Source organism: Streptococcus sp. cx1 (genome assembly GCF_052384325.1).
GTDB lineage: Bacteria > Bacillota > Bacilli > Lactobacillales > Streptococcaceae > Streptococcus > Streptococcus salivarius_G.
The window spans coordinates 160,548-179,266 of record NZ_JBQSUN010000001.1 but is presented as its reverse complement, the minus strand read 5'-3'; the positions used below and the strand labels follow the sequence as shown (position 1 = coordinate 179,266).

Below are 18,719 nucleotides of genomic sequence, written 5' to 3'. Positions count from 1 at the left end.
CTGTTTATTTCTCCGCAAACTGACTATTATACAAATCGTAATAAAAACCTTTATCTGCAAGGAGGGATTCATGGTTCCCTTGTTCGATGATTTGTCCATCTTTAAGGACCAAAATCTTGTCTGCCTCTTGGATAGTTGACAGACGGTGAGCAATGACAAAGCTTGTTCGACCCTGCATGAGAGTCTTCATAGCCTTTTGAATCAAGAGTTCCAAACGAGTATCAACTGATGAGGTTGCCTCGTCCAAAATCAAAATTTTCGGATCAGCCAAAAGCGCACGCGCAATGGTCAAAAGTTGCTTTTGTCCCAGTGAAATGTTACTTGATTCCTGGTTCATTTCCATGTTGTAACCACCAGGCAGCGTACGGATAAAGTGGTCCACATTGGCAGCCTTAGCGGCTTCAACAATTTCTTCGTCAGTTGCCTCAAGATTACCAAAACGAAGATTTTCCTTGATAGTTCCTTCAAAGAGCCAAGCATCCTGAAGTACCATACCAAACTGTTTACGATAATCCTGACGTGATAAGTTACGAATATCATGACCATCAACCGAGATAGAACCTGCAGTCACATCATAGAAACGCATGAGAAGATTGATAATCGTTGATTTTCCGGCACCAGTTGGGCCGACAATAGCGACCATTTCGCCAGGATTGACTTCAAGATTAAAGTCACGAATCAAAGGTTTATCAACCACATACTGGAAGTCTACATGCTTAAAGCTAACCCGACCGGTCAAATCTCCTTCAAGCACTTCAGTAGCATCATTAGCCTCGTCTGGTTCATCCATCAGTTGGAAAATACGGTCCAAAGAAGACTTAGCACTCTGCAATTGTCCAGCTAACTGAGTCAAGTTCTGAATAGGTTGATTAATCTGCCAAACGTACTGAACAAAGGCCTGCATATTACCAATCGTCAAGCGACCAGCCAAAACTTGCAAACCACCTAGAACAGCGACAATTAGATAGGTCAAGTCAGATAAACCATTAAGTACAGGCATCATGAGGCCTGAAATGAAATTGGCCTTAAAACCTACCTTCTGAAGGTCTTCCGTAATCTCTTTAAAGTCGTCTAAAGATTTATCCTCACGGCCAAAAAGTTTAAGCACATTGAAACCAGTCAGATTTTCCTGAACAAAACCGTTAAGAGTACCTAGGGCATCAGCCTGCTGCTTAAAGTAAGGTTGAGACTTACTCATAATGAAGCGAGCGCCAAAGTAAGTAATGGGAATAGTGACGACAACTATAGCTCCCAATTGAAGATTAAGGTAAAGCACTGTCCCAATAACCAAGACTAGAGTAAAGACGGCATTAACTACCTGCAAAAAGGACTGCTGCAAAGCATTCGAAACTGTCTCGACATCACTGGTAAAGCGGCCCAAGAGGTCCCCAAACTGGTGCTTATCAAAGTATGAGACTGAGGTACGATTGATTTTCTCAGTCATCTCATTTCGCATATCTTGAACCGTTGCTTGCACGGCATTGGTCATAAAATAGTTGGAATAATAAGCAGCCAACTCATAAATAAGACCACGCAAGAGATAAACAACTAGAACCCAACCAACATAGGAAACGTTAATATGAGCGCCTTCCACACCCTTGAACATGTCCAGTGTATTTTTAGTCAGTTCCGTAATGGCTAATCCAATCACAACAGGTTCGAGAACACTCATAATGACACTAACAATTTTCAGGAAAATAGCTAGGTAAAGTGGGAAACGATAAACCTGCAAGTATGACCAAAGGCGGCCAAAACTTGAGGAATGACTTGTTTTCATTTTATTTTTCTTCATTTTGACCTCCTTCTAGTCTTCCGCCAGACTCTTTTGGTTCAGTTGGGAATTAGCAATTTCACGGTAAATATCATTACTTGCCATGAGCTCTTCGTGACGGCCACGACCAACAATTTCACCCTTGTCAAGAACGATAATCTGGTCAGCATCCATAATGGTTCCCACACGTTGGGCCACAATCAAGACTGTCGCATCCTGGGTCACTTCTTTTAGACGACGGCGCAAGGTCGCATCAGTCTTGTAGTCCAAGGCAGAGAAGGAATCATCAAAGATATAGAGATCAGGACGCTTAACCACCGCACGTGCAATTGACAAACGCTGCTTCTGTCCACCAGAAAGGTTGCTGCCACCCTCAGCCAAGTGAGAATCATAGCGTTCTTCCTTACTTTCGATAAATTCCTTGGCTTGAGCCACATCAGTAGCTTGATTCAATTCTTCATGACTGGCATTTTCCTTACCATAACGGATATTTTCACCGATAGTTCCAGTAAAGAGTAGAGCTTTTTGTGGAATAAAGCCAATCTTACGACGAAGAGCCTTAAGATTGTAGTCACGGACATCCACACCATCAACAAGAATGCGTCCAAGTGTGACATCATAAAAGCGTGGGATCAACTGCACAAGAGAGGATTTCCCTGAACCCGTAGAACCGATAAAGGCAATGGTTTCACCTGGTTTAGCCTTGAAGGAAATATTGTGTAGGACAGGACTCTCAGTTTCACCAGGATAGGCGAAGGTCACATTATCAAATTCCAAATATCCCTTAGTATCAGTCTCTGTCACCCCATCTTCATTTGGATTGATAGAAATCGGCATGTCCATAATTTCCTGCAGACGTTCACTAGATACCGCCGTACGAGGATACATGGTAAAGAGATTAGCTAGGAAGAGGAAGGACAATAGTGCATGGAAACTGTACTCAATAAAGGCAACCAAGTCCCCGATTGCCAAAGTCCCAGAACCTAATGGCTCTAGAGCAAACCAAACAATAGCCACAATCATAGCGATGATGATTTGCACAAAAAGGGGCTCTGTTAAACCAGTCAATTTAAAGAGCTTGTTTGAATTATCCGCATAGACAGCATTTTCAGAGGCAAACTTCTGCTCTTGGAAATCTTCTCTAGCGAAAGCACGGATGACACGAAGCCCAGTCAGATTTTCACGAGCATACTGGTTAATCTTGTCGAGAGTTGCCTGTTGCTTTTCAGAAAGCGGACGCGTTTTTACCGCCACATACCAGACAACTACGGCTAGGAAAGGCAAGGAGATGGCCACAATCCAAGCCAAAGATGGACTGGTCGTCAAAATCAAAAAGACACTGGAAACCATCATCAAAGGAGTGATAACCCCTAGCTTAAGAACCTGATCCGCAAACTGCATAAGCACAAAAGCATCTGATGTAATACGAGTCACCAAAGAGGATACCCCAATCTGCTCGTACTCATGGTGTGAATACTCCTGAAGCTTGGCGTATATATCATTACGCATGACTTGCACCATAGTAGTGGTCAATTTACCAACCGCATAGGACAGAAGTATACGACCAACAATCCCAGTCAAAACTACACCAAACATGACCCAAGCATAAGCGTAAAGCTTATCAACATCACCACGGTTTATTCCCTCATCAATCATTCTGGCAAGAACCGTCGGCAAACCCAGATTAGCAATAACAAATAAAATGGCCGCCGTAAAATTCATCGCCAGCCACTTAGGATAACGCCTGAGATAAGACCAAATATAAGCCATAAATTTCTCCTTTTCTTTTTAGCATTTACCATGCCTTTAAGATTTTTATAGTTATTTACAATCACTAAAGCCGTAAAAGACACAGAAAAAGGGCGTGACAAGCACGCACATTACCTACATTCTAACAAATGAAAATATTAAAAGCAATAGAAAAAACCAGAGCTTATGCCCTGGTTTTCTTTTTTAAGCGACTTGAGTCGTTACCTTATTATTTCTTTAGAATAACTCTGCTGGATAATAAACTTTAATCCGCTTTAAAAATTCTTGTGCCACAAGAGAAAGATAGCGACTTTCCTTCCAGACTAATATCATCTCAGAGTAGAGAGAAGGCTCCATAGGGACAAAAGTTACCTCAGCATTGATTCTGTTTTTGACAGCTCCCTCAATACAGACTAGAGCCCCGATTTCATGTTCCACCAGAGGAATTGCATTGAAAGCCAGATTACTACTACCGATAACCACCATGTTATCTTGATGACCTCTAGCCCAAGGAATCAAAAAATCCTTGATTTCCTTTCGGTTTGGGAAAATCACTGGGATGTTTTCCATATCTGTGACAGTCACTCTTGGAAATTTGGCCAGATGGGAATGGCTACCTACCAAGACTCCCCATCGCTCCTTCACAGGCAAAAAATGACTTTGATACCGATCTACATTAACTGGGGTTAAAAGTATACCGAAATCCAAAATCCCTTTATCCAACTTATCCTGAATATCATCACTTGTTCCACTATAAAGCTGAAAATTCACATGCGGATAATCGAAAAGCAAATCCTCAATTATTCCACCCAACAACTGGCTACTCTCAGATTCAATGCAACCGATAGCTTTCTGTCCAGAAAATAGAGCCTGTCTGCGACGCTCAAATTCCTCCTCGGTCTGCATACTTAACTCTAGGATATCCACTGCTCTATCCTTGAGGAAATGTCCAGCTTCTGTGAGAATCATTTGTTTATGTTCACGGATAAAAAGAGGTTCACCAAGTTCCTGCTCCAAATCTTTTAACTGACGACTGAGTGTCGGCTAAGTAATCATCAGCTTCTCAGCTGCATTGGAGATACTCCCCTCCTCAGCAATAGTAATAAAATAACGAAGCACTCTTAACTCCATGCCATCCTCCTAATTTTCCTCATAAGATTTAAACGGTTGATTCTTCTCAGGATATCGGTCTGGTGTAATGGCGAGTCCCATTTGCTCTTTTTCGTGATATAACTCTTTCATAAGCGACCACATCATCAACACTAGTACTATGGAAAATGGAAAAGCGACAATAATGAGCGTGTTTTGTAAAGCTGTCAATCCACCAGAAAACATGAGTGCAATAGCAATCAAGGCCAGCATGACACCCCAAATCACCTTTTTACGATTACTTGGATTTAGATTGCCATCTTCAGACAACATGGCCAAAACATAGGTGGCAGAATCCGCCGAGGTCACAAAGAAGGTTAAAACTAAAATAATTGCCAGGAGTGAAAGGACACTTCCCAGAGGATATTCATTAAAAGAGGCAAAAAGAATTTCTTCTGTGGCAAAACGTATCAAATCAACCCCCGAATCTTGTAGTGAAGTAGATAAGGTACCAAAAGCAGAAAACCAGATAAAACTAAGGACTGTTGGTGCCAAAAGCACTACTGTCAAAAATTCGCGAATAGTCCGACCTTTTGAGATACGGGCAATAAAGACGCCCACAAAAGGTGACCAGGAAATCCACCATGCCCAGTAAAAAATGGTCCATTGGTTAATCCAAGCCCGCTTGGTCTCATCAAAAGCCGCCGCCCGAAAACTCATACGGAAGAAGTTTTGAAAATAAAGGCCGATAGAGTCTGTCATGGTGTCAAATATCTTAACCGTTGGCCCCAAAACTATGACTCCAGCAAGCAAGACAATAGCTAAAATCAAGTTTGTATTAGATAGGATTTTAACACCCTTTCCTAAACCTGATAAGGCAGAAATAAGAAAAAGAATTGTCGCAATGATGATAATGATGACTTGCACAAGACTATTATTAGGAATACCAAAGACATAGGAGAGACCACCATTGATTTGTGAGGCACCAAAGCCGAGCGTTGTCGCTACCCCAATCACTGTCGCAATAATGGTGATGGTATCGATAATGGTTGCTATTGGTCCGTCCGCATATTTTCCAAAAAGAGGCTTAAAGACGACTGAGAGCTGATATTTCTCCCGTTTACGAAAGCCAAAATAAGCCAAAGACAATCCCACCAGGGCATAGACCGCCCAAGCATGAAATCCCCAGTGAAAAAAAGTAAAACGAAAAGCATCTGCGAGAGCATCCGCACTGCCTATTTCTGCATTGGGCGTCGAGATAGCAAAGTGACTCAAAGGCTCTGCTGCCCCATAAAAGACCAGACCAATCCCCATTCCAGCAGAAAACATCATGGCAATCCATGACGTCGTCGAATGCTCTGGCCGACTCGTGGGATTACCCAAGCGAATCTGCCCTATCGGACTTACAATTAAAAAGACACAAAAAATTAAAATCCCCGTAACCAATAACAAGTAAAACCAGCCAACACTAGTTGTTAAGAGATTTTTTAAGTAAGAACTAATATTTTGAAACTGCTGGGGAACAAAGAGCCCTAACAAGACTAAAATAAATATGATGACGAGTGAAAGCTGAAAAACTTTCGTTCTTTTAGAATGCTTCACCATTTTACCTCCTTATGTGTTCTTAGTTATAAAAAGTTTTTGAGAAAACTTAAAATTCTATATGGTTTCATTGTAACACAATTGTTTAATTTATACATATAACAACCGAATACATCCAACATATTCGCACCGTATTCTTCAAATATTTGACTAATCTTTTGAGAAAGAGATCCCTTTTTCTTTTGCAATATTCTTGATTTTAGCTTTGAAACTATTAGCATTTGAAAATTTCACGACAAGACCTCCACATATGATTGTAGTTTTTCGGTTACTTTAAATAGTTGTGCATAGTGATACAACTTGGCATAATCAACAGCTCCTTTTTTAAAGTAAGCTTGAAAAGCTGGAGCAATAACTTGAATATCGACATGATAAGCTGTTCTCAAACACTCCACTAATGTTCGTTCCATATCATATACTGAGATAAACTGTCCAGCCTGTCGCTCCAGTCTAATAATACCGATTTCATGATACTTTCTAGCGACAATTGGCTTGACACCAGCTTCTTTCATTGGCCTCGTATTTGTCCCGAAAGGAAAAGTCATCACAGGCTCAAATGGAATGGTAAGGGACAGACCATGTAACCAAAGTGCTGTTTCTAAGGAATAAATTCCTTTTGGAAAACGGTACTGTAAACTAAAATAGTCATCGATATAGATATCTGGCAGATGATAGATACCTCTTTCAATTGATTCCACTTTCCCTTTTGAGACTAATTGATTCAGTTGTTGATAAGAAAAGTTAAGCTCTTCCATATCACGAAAAGTTATTACTCCATGATTATTTTTAATATAATTATAAACGGGTTTCTCTAACAAATCCATATCACCACCTCCAAAACAATATGCTAACAAATCAAGTCATTGTTAGCATATCCTTTTTTATTTCGTCGTATACGCAAAACTCAAGTTACTATCCACTCCAGATAATTTACGGAAGGTATGGTTTGAATTGCCATTGTAATTGGTTTCGGAGATAAGGAATGAGCCATTTGGGTAGAGTTTTTCGATGAAAGCCACATGTCCGTATTCTGCTGGTGTGCCATGTCCTCCTCCCGCAAAGGAAATAATAGCTCCTGCTTGTGGACTTGTCCCTGTCTCCCCACCGAGACTTGCGGCTGTTCGTACCCAATCTTGGCCATTGCCCATGGTACTGATAATTGGAATCTTCTCACCGTTTTTTCCTTTGAGTTTTAGACCCAGTTGGTTAATACGGGCTGTGACTCCCCAAGTACATTGGCCGTAAGCGTAACCCATACCATCACCACCTCCTGGAATAGAGTTTTCAAAAAGGTCTCCTCGTACAGCTTCAAGTGCTTTTAGATCACTTTGTGCTGTCCCGCCGTTGGGTTGACTAAAGTCTTTTTCAATTTGGTAATACCACTCACTGGCTCGTGTCTGACGTTCAAGTAGTTTATCACCACTATTTCCTTCCCAGTAAATGAGAAAGAGTTGGGCGATATTTTGCAAGATTGGTACTAGACTCATATTCCAAGAGCTAACTATTGAGGTTTGTTCGGCGAAGTCTGGGATTTCTCCGACATTAGCAAACTCATCCAGATAGCTTCTAACATGGATAGGCAGTTGCCCTTTAAAGTCCACATCAGCCTGTCTGGTCAAAGTGGAGAAAACCATAGAGAAAAATAAAGCAGATAGAAAACGAAAGGTAGTATCATTATCTGGAATAACAAGATAGACCATAGTCTTCTGAGTGCCCCACGTTTTCAAGTCCATAGAGTCTTTTTGCGTCAAATCAATCACCGATTGGATATTAAAAAGGGTAAACTTCGCTGTTGTGACCGCAATCACCAAATCCAACGTCTTATCCTTATAGTATTGAAAATCTGCCCAGTTTCTCATGGTAAAGTTCTCGTGACCGTATTTTTTAGCGTAATCTTCAAACAAGACTTTTGGGAGTTTATAATAACGCTCTGATGTCTGAAATTGATTAGCAGTAATACGTTTCATGATTATCCCTCCAAGACTAAAATTCCAAAATTCCCGAATTCATCAAATCAGATTAAACCTGTTTGTTCCATTTCATTTACCAGTTGAGTTGCTTTTAGATTATCAACTCCCATGATGGTCATGATATGGCTCTTCACGATTTGACGTGATGACTGTTCTTCCTTTTGCATAATTACCTCCGAAACGCAAAAAAAAAAGGGTAGACAATCTAGTGTCTACCCCCGAAAGTTTATTAAAACAAAAAAACTGCCAAAGAATTTTTGGCAGGATTTTTGGCAGGAAACCAAATCAATTTATCAGTTTCTCATAATCGCTTATCGTAATAAAAAACCAGAGCTGATGCCCTGGTTTTCTTTATTAAGCGACTTGAGTCGTTACCTTATTATTTAAGAGTAACTGAAGCTCCAGCTTCTTCAAGTTTAGCTTTGATTTCTTCAGCTTCAGCTGCAGCAACACCTTCTTTAATAACTGATGGTGCACCGTCAACGATAGCTTTAGCTTCTTTAAGACCTTCGCCTGTGATTTCACGTACAACTTTGATAACGCCAACTTTTTTGTCGCCTGCAGATGTCAATTCAACGTCGAATGAATCTTTAGCAGCACCAGCGTCAGCAGCACCAGCTGCAGCAGCAGCTACAGGAGCAGCAGCAGTTACGCCAAACTCTTCTTCGATAGCTTTTACAAGGTCGTTCAATTCAAGGATTGAAGCTTCTTTAATTTCAGCAATAATGTTTTCAATGTTCAATGCCATTGTGATTTCCTCCAAATGTGTTTTTTAATATAGTGTTTTAAACGTAGCTTAGGCTACGAGTTGTGAAGATGGGCTTATGCAGCACCGTCTTCTTTGCTTTCTGCAACCGCTTTGACAGCGTATGCAACGTTGCGCACTGGCGCTTGAAGTACAGAAAGGAGCATAGAAAGCATACCTTCTTTGTTTGGAAGTGATGCAAGAGCGTTGATTTCTTCGACTGAAGTGAACGCACCGTCAACAACACCACCTTTGATTTCAAGAGCTTCAGCACCTTTAGCAAATTCGCTAATAACTTTTGCTGGTGCGATAACATCTTCGTTTGAGAATGCTACTGCAGATGGACCAACGAAAAGTTCTTTAAGGTCTTCAAGACCTGCTTCTTCAGCTGCACGGCTCAAGATAGAGTTTTTGATAACTTTAAATTCAACGCCTGATTCACGAAGATTACGACGAAGAACTGTATCTTGGTCAACTGTAAGTCCACGAGAGTCAACAACAACGATAGATGCTGCTGCTTTCATTTTCTCAGCGACGATAGCAACCTGTTCAGCTTTCTTAGCAATAATAGCTTCACTCATTAGTAGTTTTACCTCCGTTTTTATTTTTGGGCTAGGCACAAAAAAATCGTACCTAAACCTAGACACGAAAGTACAATACGTTACAAAAAAATAGTTACGTTTTGTGCCTCGGTTGGATGTTTACGAGTCTAGCTCCCCAACTGTCTTAGGTCAGTTTTTTCAAACCTTATTTATAATATCATGACCTAAATCAGACGTCAAGAAAAAAATGCAATTTTTTTATTTTTTTCTCTATCTTTTTTCGAAGACCATAAAACCTCTCAAAATCTAAAGATTTCAAGAGGTTATTTCTAATCATACCTAAGAGCTTCGATAGGATCGAGTTTCGAAGCCTTATTAGCCGGTAGGAGACCAAAAATGATTCCTACGCCTGCTGAGAAGGCTATGCTTCCCATGGCTACACCAAGAGAAACCGTCGCTTTAAGGTCCATGGCATTCCCAATTGGTCCAACTACAAGGGCCGCAAAACCTAGACCAATCAGACCACCCAGGATGGTAAGGACCATCGATTCAATCAAAAACTGAGTCAAGATTTTACGACGTGTGGCGCCTAAAGCTTTACGGAGACCAATCTCTCGTGTCCGCTCAGTTACCGAAACCAGCATGATATTCATAACACCAATTCCACCAACTAATAATGAAATCCCAGCAATCGCACCGACAACAGTGGTAATGGTTCCAAAAATCGTGTTCACCTGATCTAGGGCCGAACTCATATCTGCCGCCTTATACTCTCCATTGTCATCTTGGGACAACTGGGTCAAGCGTTTAGCGGCATCCTTAGCGACACTGCTACTATTTTTCACATCAGTCACATGGAAAAAAATCTGACCAATAGGATCCGTATTATTCTCAGCTGCTAACTGGGTATTGGCGACAAGAGCTGTCCCAATTTCACCAAAGGCACCAATCGCTGTGTCTTTATTCTTATAAACACCAATCACACGATAATCATTTTTCCCAATAGTAACCACTTGGTTAAGGGCATCCTCATTCGTCTCAAAGAGTTTTTTAGCCACCATCTGATCAATGACAATGACTCGTGAAAAGTTTTTATAATCATTGTCTTGCAAGGAACGTCCTGTCAACATCTCTAACTTTTTAGCTTTAAAGTAGCCCTGGCTGGCACCTGTGATATTAACATTCTTCACAGTCTTTTTCTGGAGGGAGATAGAGGAAGTTAGGCTGTTGGTCACAAAATAACTATCGATACCAGGCGTCTGCCTAGCCACTTGCTCCAACCAAACTTCTTTAACCGGTTTGGTCGGATGTGACAGGTCCGCATAGGCAGGATCTAGCTCCTCACCCTTGGCTTCATAGTAGACTTGAACGGTATCCTTATCACCTGTCACACTATCGGTAACACTCTGACGCATCCCATTTCCTAGACCCATGATAAGTACTACCGCAGCAACACCAATGATAATCCCCAACATGGTCAGGAAGGACCGCATCTTGTGAGAACGAATAGAACTAAGAGCAAATTTCCAATTTTCCATTCTTACCTCCTAGTCTATCCGAACGCTGTCCGTTGTGTCTTGGGTGATTTCCCCATCACGTATGACAATCTTACGTCGGGCATAATCCGCAATCTCTGGTTCATGGGTAACCATGACAATGGTCTTCCCTTCTCGGTTTAGCTGGGTTAAGAGATCCATAATCTGGGTTCCTGTCTTGGTATCAAGCGCACCCGTAGGTTCATCCGCCAAAATGATTGCCGGATCGTTAGACAGTGCACGCGCAATAGCCACCCTTTGCTTCTGTCCACCAGACAGCTCTGACGGCAAATGATGTCTGCGGTCTGACAAGCCGACTTTTTCCAAGAATTGTTGTGCCCTTTGCTTACGTTCACGTGGAGATTTCCCCGCATAAATCAAGGGAAGCTCTACATTCTTTTGGGCACTTAACTTTGGCAAGAGAAAAAACTGCTGAAAGATAAAGCCAATCTGGTCATTTCTTACCTTGGCCAGGCGGTTTTCAGAGAGATCAGCCACATCCTCGCCCTCGAGTTGATAGGAACCTGTAGTTGGTTGATCAAGAAGTCCAATAATATTCATGAGGGTTGATTTACCTGAACCAGAAGGGCCCATGATTGCCACGAAGTCACCTTCATCAACTGATAAGTCAATCCCCTTAAGGACCTGCAAGGACTCTTGGCCATTTTTGAAAGACTTGGTGATCCCCCTTAAAACCATAAGAGCTGGCTTAGTCACTAGACTTCACCTCTTCTCCACTAGTCTCTTTTGATTTTTTGCTATCGGCATCCGTCACATCCTTTAGTGTCTCACCATCCTTGAAGGATTTTTCAGCCTTAGTAATAACCTTTTGACCTTCTTTAAGCCCTGATGCAATTTCTTGCTGCTTAGCATCTGCATTACCAAGTTTGACCTTGACTTGCTTGATTTTTTGACTCTCGTCATCGTAAACCCAGACGTAGTTGTCAGAGCCTTTCTTGGTCACAGCAGTTACTGGAACTAACAGGGCATCATCATCTTTGGTTACTTCAAGAGATACATTGAAACCTTGTTTGAGCTTGCCGATTGGACTGGTCAATTGAACCTTGTATTCATACTGGGAGCCTGTCTGTCCTGAATTGCTAGATGTACCCGCTGACTGACTGGCATTTTGCTTAGGATAATTGGAAACGTAACTGACTTTCCCTGTCCAAGTTTGATCTGGGTATACTTTGGAAGTAATCTTGACCTTTTGACCTACTGAAATATTTGGAATGTCATATTCCGTTAAGGTTCCTTGAATCTCAAATTGGCCTTCACTAGTCACATGAACTAGGGTCTGGCTCTCTTTTGAAGCAGGGTCCACAGAGTCCGCAACTTCTACGACTGTCCCATTAACATCTGAAACAATGACCGTTTGGTTGAGGACGTCTTGTGCCTTTTCTAGCTCTGAGGCTGCATTAGCAACAGCATCATTATAATCTTGCAAGGTTTGGTAATTACTTGCCTCGGTTTGCTGACGCTGTTGAGGGCTAACGGTAGTCGTCAAATCATCCTCATCCGAATCACTATTTGTTTGTGCCGAAGCCGCAGGAGCTGTCCCATACTGTTGGAAATAATTACGGTCACGAACTGCCTTATTATAGGCACGGCTAGCCGTATCATAAGCCGCTTGGGCAGAGATGCTGTCGTATTGGACCAGTTGCTGACCAACGCTAACCTCCTCACCAACAGAGACTGTCACAGTGGCATTGCGTCCAATGGTATTGTCAAAATAAACGTACTGTTCCGACTGAGCCTTCACCATGCCAGTCAGAAGGGTGGACGAGGCCAACTGCCCCTTGGTTACCTTACTTGCTGTGGGGGACTCGGAAGCCTTATCATCTTTGCCACTACCTGCAAAAAGGTTAAAACCTAGGACCAAAAGGACAAGGAAGCCAATTCCTCCAATGATCCAAACTCTTTTTTTATTTTTAAATAACTTTGGACTGATTTTCTTTCGCATAAGTCTCTCTTTTCTTTTGTATCACATAAATAAAACAATTGTAATACTTTTAACTTTCTGTGTCAATGGCCTTCGCTTAAATCCATGACACCATAGTGCAGCTTTTGATTGGGACGAATCTGACGTTCAAACCCAAGTTCCTCAAAAACGGTATCTCGAAAATGCGCCTTGATGATAATTTTTTGTCGTGCGACACGCTTAGCCTCATTTAACCATTCTTCTGTCAGACGGCTGCCATTGGCCAAAGGTTTGATAGCTTGTAGATTTTCCGATTCCTTGATAGTCTCTGAAAACATAGGATCGGCATAGATGATATCAAAAGAGTGATTAGCCTGGGATTTCAAAAAGGATAAGCTATCGCTCTTAATAGCCTTAATAGAACGCATCGCTTTTTCAAGCTGCTTGTCATCTGTCTGATATGTGGCCAGACCACGAGAAACCACCTGAAAAATCACTTCTTGACTCTCAAGGGCAGTCACCTTATTTCCCGCTGCCGCCATAACTAGACTATCGGAAGCCAGACCCATGGTTGTGTCGAGAATAGACTTGGAAGACGAACCCAAAAGATTAACTAGAGCATCGTGTGGCGCCTTAATCCGAAGAACTGCTGTATCTGGATGAAAGGACAGCTCACTGCCATCCGCATTGACAAAAGACAATCTGTCTTTATATAGAAGATAAAAAGCTCCAAATCGCTCTAAACATTTTGCCAAGGATAACTTGCGACGAGGTTGATAGTCAGCCCCGAGTTCGCTAGCTAATTCTTGGGCATGCGCAATCAAGGCCTCATTTTCACGTAAAGATGTGGTAATAATCATGTTACTAGTATAGCAGAATCTTAGAAAACAAAACCATGGTCTTAGCTTTCATTTTAATTTGTTAGCTTACATTTGTGTAAGAAAAAAGCCCCAGCAAGGCTGAGACTCAGAACATAATTAAACTATTTTTAAATATGAAATAGATTTTGCGAACCTAGTAAGCTTATACCGAGACTTTTCGCAGTGATAAAAACGTCTGAAACGATTAGTTTCAGGCGTTCGGAAGTTTTGAGACTTTCGGCTCAAAACCTAGTCATGGAACTTCGCAGAAGGTCGCTGACTTCCGTCATCACTTAAGAAAAGTCTCAAAAGAAAACTTTGTCTTCAATAAAAAAGCCCCAGCAAAGCTGAGACTTTGTTTCGTGATTAGATAGCTTCTGTTGTAAAGCTACGGCTTTCAAGCACACGCACCATAGCATCTGCTGTATCAAGCGCTGTGAAGAGTGGAATTCCAGCTTCAATAGCTGAGCTACGGATAGCTGCTCCGTCTTCGTCATAAGTACGTTTGTTACCAACTGTATTGATAATGGCTTGCGCTTTACCTGTACGAACGAGGGCTGGAATGTCGTTATCATCATTTTCACCCAATTTGTTAACAAGCGTTGCGTGAACCCCGTGTTCATTCAAGAACTTAGCTGTTCCTTCAGTCGCATAGATACCATAACCGATGGCATCGAAACGACGGGCCAAGTCAAGGGCTTCTTCTTTAGTATCATCATGAATAGTGAAGATAACGTTACCAAAGGTTGGCAAGTGGAGGTAAGATGCTTCAAAGGCTTTATAGAGCGCTTTTTCAAGAGTCGCATCTGTCCCCATAACTTCACCAGTTGATTTCATTTCAGGTCCAAGGAGGCTATCTACCTTAGCCAATTTTGTGAATGAGAAGACGGGTGCCTTAACATGAACATGGTTGCTTTCTGGGTAAAGACCATCTTTGTAACCTTGCTCAGCCAATGATTTACCAAGAATCAAGTTTGTAGCAACTTGAGCCATTGGGATATCAGTAACCTTAGACAAGAATGGTACGGTACGGCTAGCACGTGGGTTAACCTCGATAACATAGACCGTTTCATCCTTAATAACAAACTGAATGTTCATCATACCGATACAGTTAAGACCAATAGCCAAGCGTTTAGTGTAGTCAGCGATAGTCTCTTGGATTTTCTTAGAAAGGGTTTGTGGAGGGTAAACCGCCATTGAGTCCCCTGAGTGAACCCCTGCACGTTCGATGTGTTCCATGATACCAGGAATCAAGACATCCTTACCATCAGAGATGGCATCCACTTCACACTCACGTCCGATGATATAGCTATCAACAAGGACTGGGTGGTCTGGACTTGCCTTAACGGCTGTACGCATGTAAGAACGAAGGTCATCTTCATTTTCAACGATTTCCATGGCACGTCCACCCAAAACGTATGACGGACGAACAAGAACTGGGAAACCAATCTTACGAGCTGCTTCAACCGCTTCTTCTTCATTTGTCGCTGTTTGTCCTGGTGGTTGCGGGATATCGAGGTCTTTAAGGGCTTGCTCGAAGAGGTCACGGTCTTCGGCACGGTCAAGGTCAGCAACCTGTGTACCCAAGATTTTCACACCAGCTTTAGACAATGGCTCTGCCAAGTTGATGGCTGTTTGTCCACCAAACTGAACCACGACACCCTTAGGTTGTTCCAATTCGATAACGTTCATCACGTCTTCGAAAGTCAATGGTTCGAAGTAAAGTTTATCTGAAACTGAGAAGTCTGTTGAAACTGTCTCAGGGTTAGAGTTCATGATGATAGCTTCGTAACCTGCAGCCTGGATAGCTTTTACAGAGTGAACTGTCGCATAATCGAACTCAACCCCTTGTCCGATACGGATAGGACCAGAACCAAGAACGATGACAGATTCTTTATCAGACTTGATTGATTCATTTTCCCACTCGTAAGTTGAGTAGAAATACGGTGTTGATGACTCGAACTCAGCCGCACAGGTATCAACCATCTTGTAGACAGGAACAATGTTATTTTCCAAACGTGTCGCACGAACTTGGTCAGCTGTTTGATTCCAAAGATCAGCAATCTTACGATCAGAGAAACCGTTACGTTTAGCTTCTTTCAAAACTTCAACATCGCCTACGTGAGTAGCCAATTCTTGTTCCAATTCGAAGATGTGGAGCAATTTATCAAGGAAGAAGATATCAATCTTAGTCAACTCTGACAATTCTTCAATAGTATATCCACGACGGATGGCTTCAGAAAGGTAGAAGAGACGGTCGTCTTGAGCTTTGACAATCTTTTCAACCAAAGCATCATCTGTGACGTCCGCAAGCTCAGACATTTCATTGTGGTAAACACCGATTTCAAGTGAACGGCAGGCTTTAAGAAGTGACTCTTCGATGTTACGACCGATAGCCATAACTTCACCTGTTGCTTTCATTTGAGTACCAAGACGACGTTCACCGTGTTCAAATTTATCAAATGGGAAACGTGGAATCTTAGCAACCACATAGTCAAGAGCTGGTTCAAACATGGCATAAGTTGTACCAGTGACTGGGTTAATCATTTCATCAAGTGTCAAACCAACAGCGATCTTGGCTGCCAATTTGGCGATTGGGTAACCAGTTGCTTTTGAGGCAAGGGCTGATGAACGTGATACACGAGGGTTTACTTCGATAACATAGTACTTGAAGCTATTAGGGTCAAGAGCCAACTGTACATTACAGCCACCCTCAATTTTAAGGGCACGGATAATCTTCAAGCTGGCATCACGAAGCATTTGGTTTTCAATATCTGACAAGGTTTGCGTTGGGGCAAATACGATTGAGTCCCCTGTGTGGATACCAACTGGGTCAAAGTTTTCCATGTTACATACCACAAGAGCATTGTCTGCGGCATCACGCATAACTTCGTATTCGATTTCCTTGAAACCAGCGATAGAACGCTCAATCAAACATTGTGTTACTGGTGACAATTTCAAGCCATTTTCAGCGATTTCACGAAGTTCTTCTTCGTTGGCACACATACCACCACCAGTACCACCAAGGGTAAAGGCTGGACGCACGATAACTGGGTAACCAATTTCTGACGCAAAGGCAACTGCTTCTTCAACTGTATTGACGATTTCAGATTCTGGAATTGGTTGTTCCAAATCTTCCATCAATTGTTTGAAGAGGTCACGGTCTTCGGCTTGGTCGATGGCAGACAATTTTGTCCCCAAAAGCTCTACTCCAAGCTCTTCAAGAATACCAGCTTTTGACAATTCCATTGCCATGTTCAAACCAGTTTGTCCGCCAAGTGTTGGCAAGAGGGCATCAGGACGCTCTTTACGAAGAATGCGTGTGACAAATTCAAGCGTAATTGGTTCAATGTAAACCTTGTCTGCGATTTCTTTATCAGTCATGATTGTCGCAGGGTTAGAGTTAACAAGGACAACACTGTAACCTTCTTCTTTCAAGGCCAAGCAGGCTTGCGTACCAGCATAGTCGAACTCAGCAGCCTGACCGATGATGATAGGACCAGACCCGATAACCATAATTTTTTTAATATCAGAACGTTTAGGCATAATTTATGATACAAAGCCCGTTAAGGACCCAGTGAAAATAGGAAACGTGACGACGCCCAAGCGTCTAGTCACCGTTTATCTTTTTCACACAGTCCTTAGGGCGTGTTCACTTCCGTGAACCTGTATCTTCTCCTTTCTATTTGACAACTCTCTGGTTGTCATTAAATAAGGTAGTAGACTGGGGCGAACAAGAGTCATACCCCACTATAGTCACTAGACAGTTGCAATTAACGACGTGCTTTTTCAGCTTGGAAAGCATCAATCAATTCCAAGAACTCATCAAAGAGATAGCTAGCATCGTGTGGACCAGGAGCTGCATCTGGGTGGAATTGCACTGAGAATGCAGGGAAGTCACGGTGACGAACACCTTCAACTGACTTATCGTTAATTTCTTCGTGTGTTACCATGAGGCAATCTGGAAGTGACTCACGGTCAATGGCATAACCATGGTTTTGGCTAGTGAAATCAACACGACCAGTCGCAATTTCACGAACCGCATGGTTAAATCCACGGTGACCGAACTTCATCTTGTAGGCCTTGGCACCATTCGCCAAACTAAACAACTGATGACCCATACAAATACCAAAGATTGGAATTTTACCTTGGATGCCACGAATCATATCAAGTGCATACGGTACGTCTTCAGGGTTACCTGGACCATTTGACAACATCACACCATCTGGATTAAGGTGGAGAATTTCTTCAGCAGTGATATCATGTGGCACAACAGTCACGTTACAATCACGTTTTGAAAACTCACGCAAGATAGAGTGCTTGAGACCAAAGTCAACCAAAACGATATTTTTACCAACACCTGGTGCTGGGTAGGCTGTCTTAGTTGATACCTGCTCAATATTATTGGTTGGCAAAACAGTCGCACGCAATTGATCTTGCAAGTGCTCGATACTGTCACCAGGGCTAGCCAAAGTGGCTTTCATGGTACCGTGTTGACGGATAATCTTAGTCAAGGCACGTGTATCAATACCAGAGATACCAGGGATGTTTTTCGCCTTCAAAAACTCATCCAAGGTCATTTGGTTACGCCAGTTGCTGGCACGACGGCTAGCCTCTGACACAACGACACCCTTAGTCGTTGGCTTAATTGACTCATAGTCGTCACGGTTAACACCGTAGTTACCAACAAGTGGATAAGTAAAAGTCAAAATTTGACCATTGTAAGACTGGTCTGTGATAGATTCTTGATAACCTGTCATACCAGTATTAAAGACGATTTCACCCGTCACATCCACATCAGCACCGAAGGCCTGACCTTCAAAAATAGTGCCGTCTTCCAAAATAAGTAAACGTTTTGCCATTATAGTAAATTGTTCCTTTCACTAAGATACAAAGGGCGTTAAACATCTGAATGAAAATCAAATCTGACAGAGA

15 protein-coding genes, 2 pseudogenes and 1 other annotated feature are annotated in these 18,719 nt (G+C 42.1%); all 17 genes and pseudogenes read right to left on the bottom strand.

Annotated features, from left to right (window positions below; all coding sequences use genetic code 11):
• Nucleotides 1-4: 4 nt before the first annotated feature.
• The 17 genes and pseudogenes from ACT170_RS00835 to ACT170_RS00755 all read right to left on the bottom strand — a co-directional run bounded on the left by ACT170_RS00835 (nt 5) and on the right by ACT170_RS00755 (nt 18,646).
• Entirely contained in the window at nt 5-1,792 is a 1,788-nt protein-coding gene (locus ACT170_RS00835; RefSeq protein ID WP_444817906.1) for an ABC transporter ATP-binding protein, read from the bottom strand.
• A gap of 12 nt (nt 1,793-1,804) precedes the next feature.
• Nucleotides 1,805-3,541: an ABC transporter ATP-binding protein gene (locus ACT170_RS00830; protein WP_444817905.1), complete on the bottom strand. Its 1,737-nt coding sequence runs from the start codon at nt 3,539-3,541 to the stop codon at nt 1,805-1,807.
• A 216-nt stretch (nt 3,542-3,757) separates the two neighbouring features.
• Nucleotides 3,758-4,426 (bottom strand): LysR family transcriptional regulator substrate-binding protein, encoded by a 669-nt coding sequence (locus ACT170_RS00825; RefSeq protein WP_444818049.1) that lies wholly within the window; start codon nt 4,424-4,426, stop codon nt 3,758-3,760.
• A 51-nt stretch (nt 4,427-4,477) separates the two neighbouring features.
• Nucleotides 4,478-4,651, bottom strand: a pseudogene (locus ACT170_RS00820) (LysR family transcriptional regulator); the annotation flags it as partial.
• A gap of 9 nt (nt 4,652-4,660) precedes the next feature.
• Nucleotides 4,661-6,214, bottom strand: coding sequence for a BCCT family transporter (locus ACT170_RS00815; protein WP_118184741.1), 1,554 nt, complete (start codon nt 6,212-6,214; stop codon nt 4,661-4,663).
• 165 nt (nt 6,215-6,379) lie between these two features.
• Nucleotides 6,380-6,445 (bottom strand): annotated as a pseudogene (locus ACT170_RS00810) (nucleotidyl transferase AbiEii/AbiGii toxin family protein); the annotation flags it as partial.
• Entirely contained in the window at nt 6,442-7,035 is a 594-nt protein-coding gene (locus tag ACT170_RS00805; protein ID WP_444817904.1) for a type IV toxin-antitoxin system AbiEi family antitoxin domain-containing protein, read from the bottom strand. The pseudogene ACT170_RS00810 and the gene ACT170_RS00805, both read right to left, overlap by 4 nt.
• A gap of 57 nt (nt 7,036-7,092) precedes the next feature.
• Nucleotides 7,093-8,169, bottom strand: coding sequence for a CHAP domain-containing protein (locus tag ACT170_RS00800; protein ID WP_444818048.1), 1,077 nt, complete (start codon nt 8,167-8,169; stop codon nt 7,093-7,095).
• A gap of 56 nt (nt 8,170-8,225) precedes the next feature.
• Nucleotides 8,226-8,348, bottom strand: a complete 123-nt coding sequence (locus tag ACT170_RS00795; protein ID WP_002269975.1) for a hypothetical protein — start codon at nt 8,346-8,348, stop codon at nt 8,226-8,228.
• 212 nt (nt 8,349-8,560) lie between these two features.
• Entirely contained in the window at nt 8,561-8,929 is a 369-nt protein-coding gene (rplL, locus tag ACT170_RS00790; protein ID WP_004183006.1) for a 50S ribosomal protein L7/L12, read from the bottom strand.
• Nucleotides 8,930-9,003: 74 nt separating this feature from the next.
• Nucleotides 9,004-9,507, bottom strand: a complete 504-nt coding sequence (gene rplJ / locus ACT170_RS00785; protein ID WP_084914879.1) for a 50S ribosomal protein L10 — start codon at nt 9,505-9,507, stop codon at nt 9,004-9,006.
• 31 nt (nt 9,508-9,538) lie between these two features.
• Nucleotides 9,539-9,675: a sequence feature (ribosomal protein L10 leader region), on the bottom strand.
• 122 nt (nt 9,676-9,797) lie between these two features.
• Nucleotides 9,798-11,006, bottom strand: a complete 1,209-nt coding sequence (locus ACT170_RS00780) for an ABC transporter permease (RefSeq protein WP_444817903.1) — start codon at nt 11,004-11,006, stop codon at nt 9,798-9,800.
• Nucleotides 11,007-11,015: 9 nt separating this feature from the next.
• Nucleotides 11,016-11,702: an ABC transporter ATP-binding protein gene (locus ACT170_RS00775; protein ID WP_155198189.1), complete on the bottom strand. Its 687-nt coding sequence runs from the start codon at nt 11,700-11,702 to the stop codon at nt 11,016-11,018.
• Nucleotides 11,703-11,712: 10 nt separating this feature from the next.
• Nucleotides 11,713-12,966 (bottom strand): efflux RND transporter periplasmic adaptor subunit, encoded by a 1,254-nt coding sequence (locus ACT170_RS00770; RefSeq protein WP_444817902.1) that lies wholly within the window; start codon nt 12,964-12,966, stop codon nt 11,713-11,715.
• 62 nt (nt 12,967-13,028) lie between these two features.
• Nucleotides 13,029-13,784, bottom strand: coding sequence for a class I SAM-dependent methyltransferase (locus ACT170_RS00765; protein ID WP_444817901.1), 756 nt, complete (start codon nt 13,782-13,784; stop codon nt 13,029-13,031).
• A 366-nt stretch (nt 13,785-14,150) separates the two neighbouring features.
• Nucleotides 14,151-17,330 (bottom strand): carbamoyl-phosphate synthase large subunit, encoded by a 3,180-nt coding sequence (carB, locus tag ACT170_RS00760; protein WP_070579254.1) that lies wholly within the window; start codon nt 17,328-17,330, stop codon nt 14,151-14,153.
• Nucleotides 17,331-17,557: 227 nt separating this feature from the next.
• Nucleotides 17,558-18,646, bottom strand: a complete 1,089-nt coding sequence (locus ACT170_RS00755) for a carbamoyl phosphate synthase small subunit (protein WP_002885900.1) — start codon at nt 18,644-18,646, stop codon at nt 17,558-17,560.
• Nucleotides 18,647-18,719 lie beyond the last annotated feature (73 nt).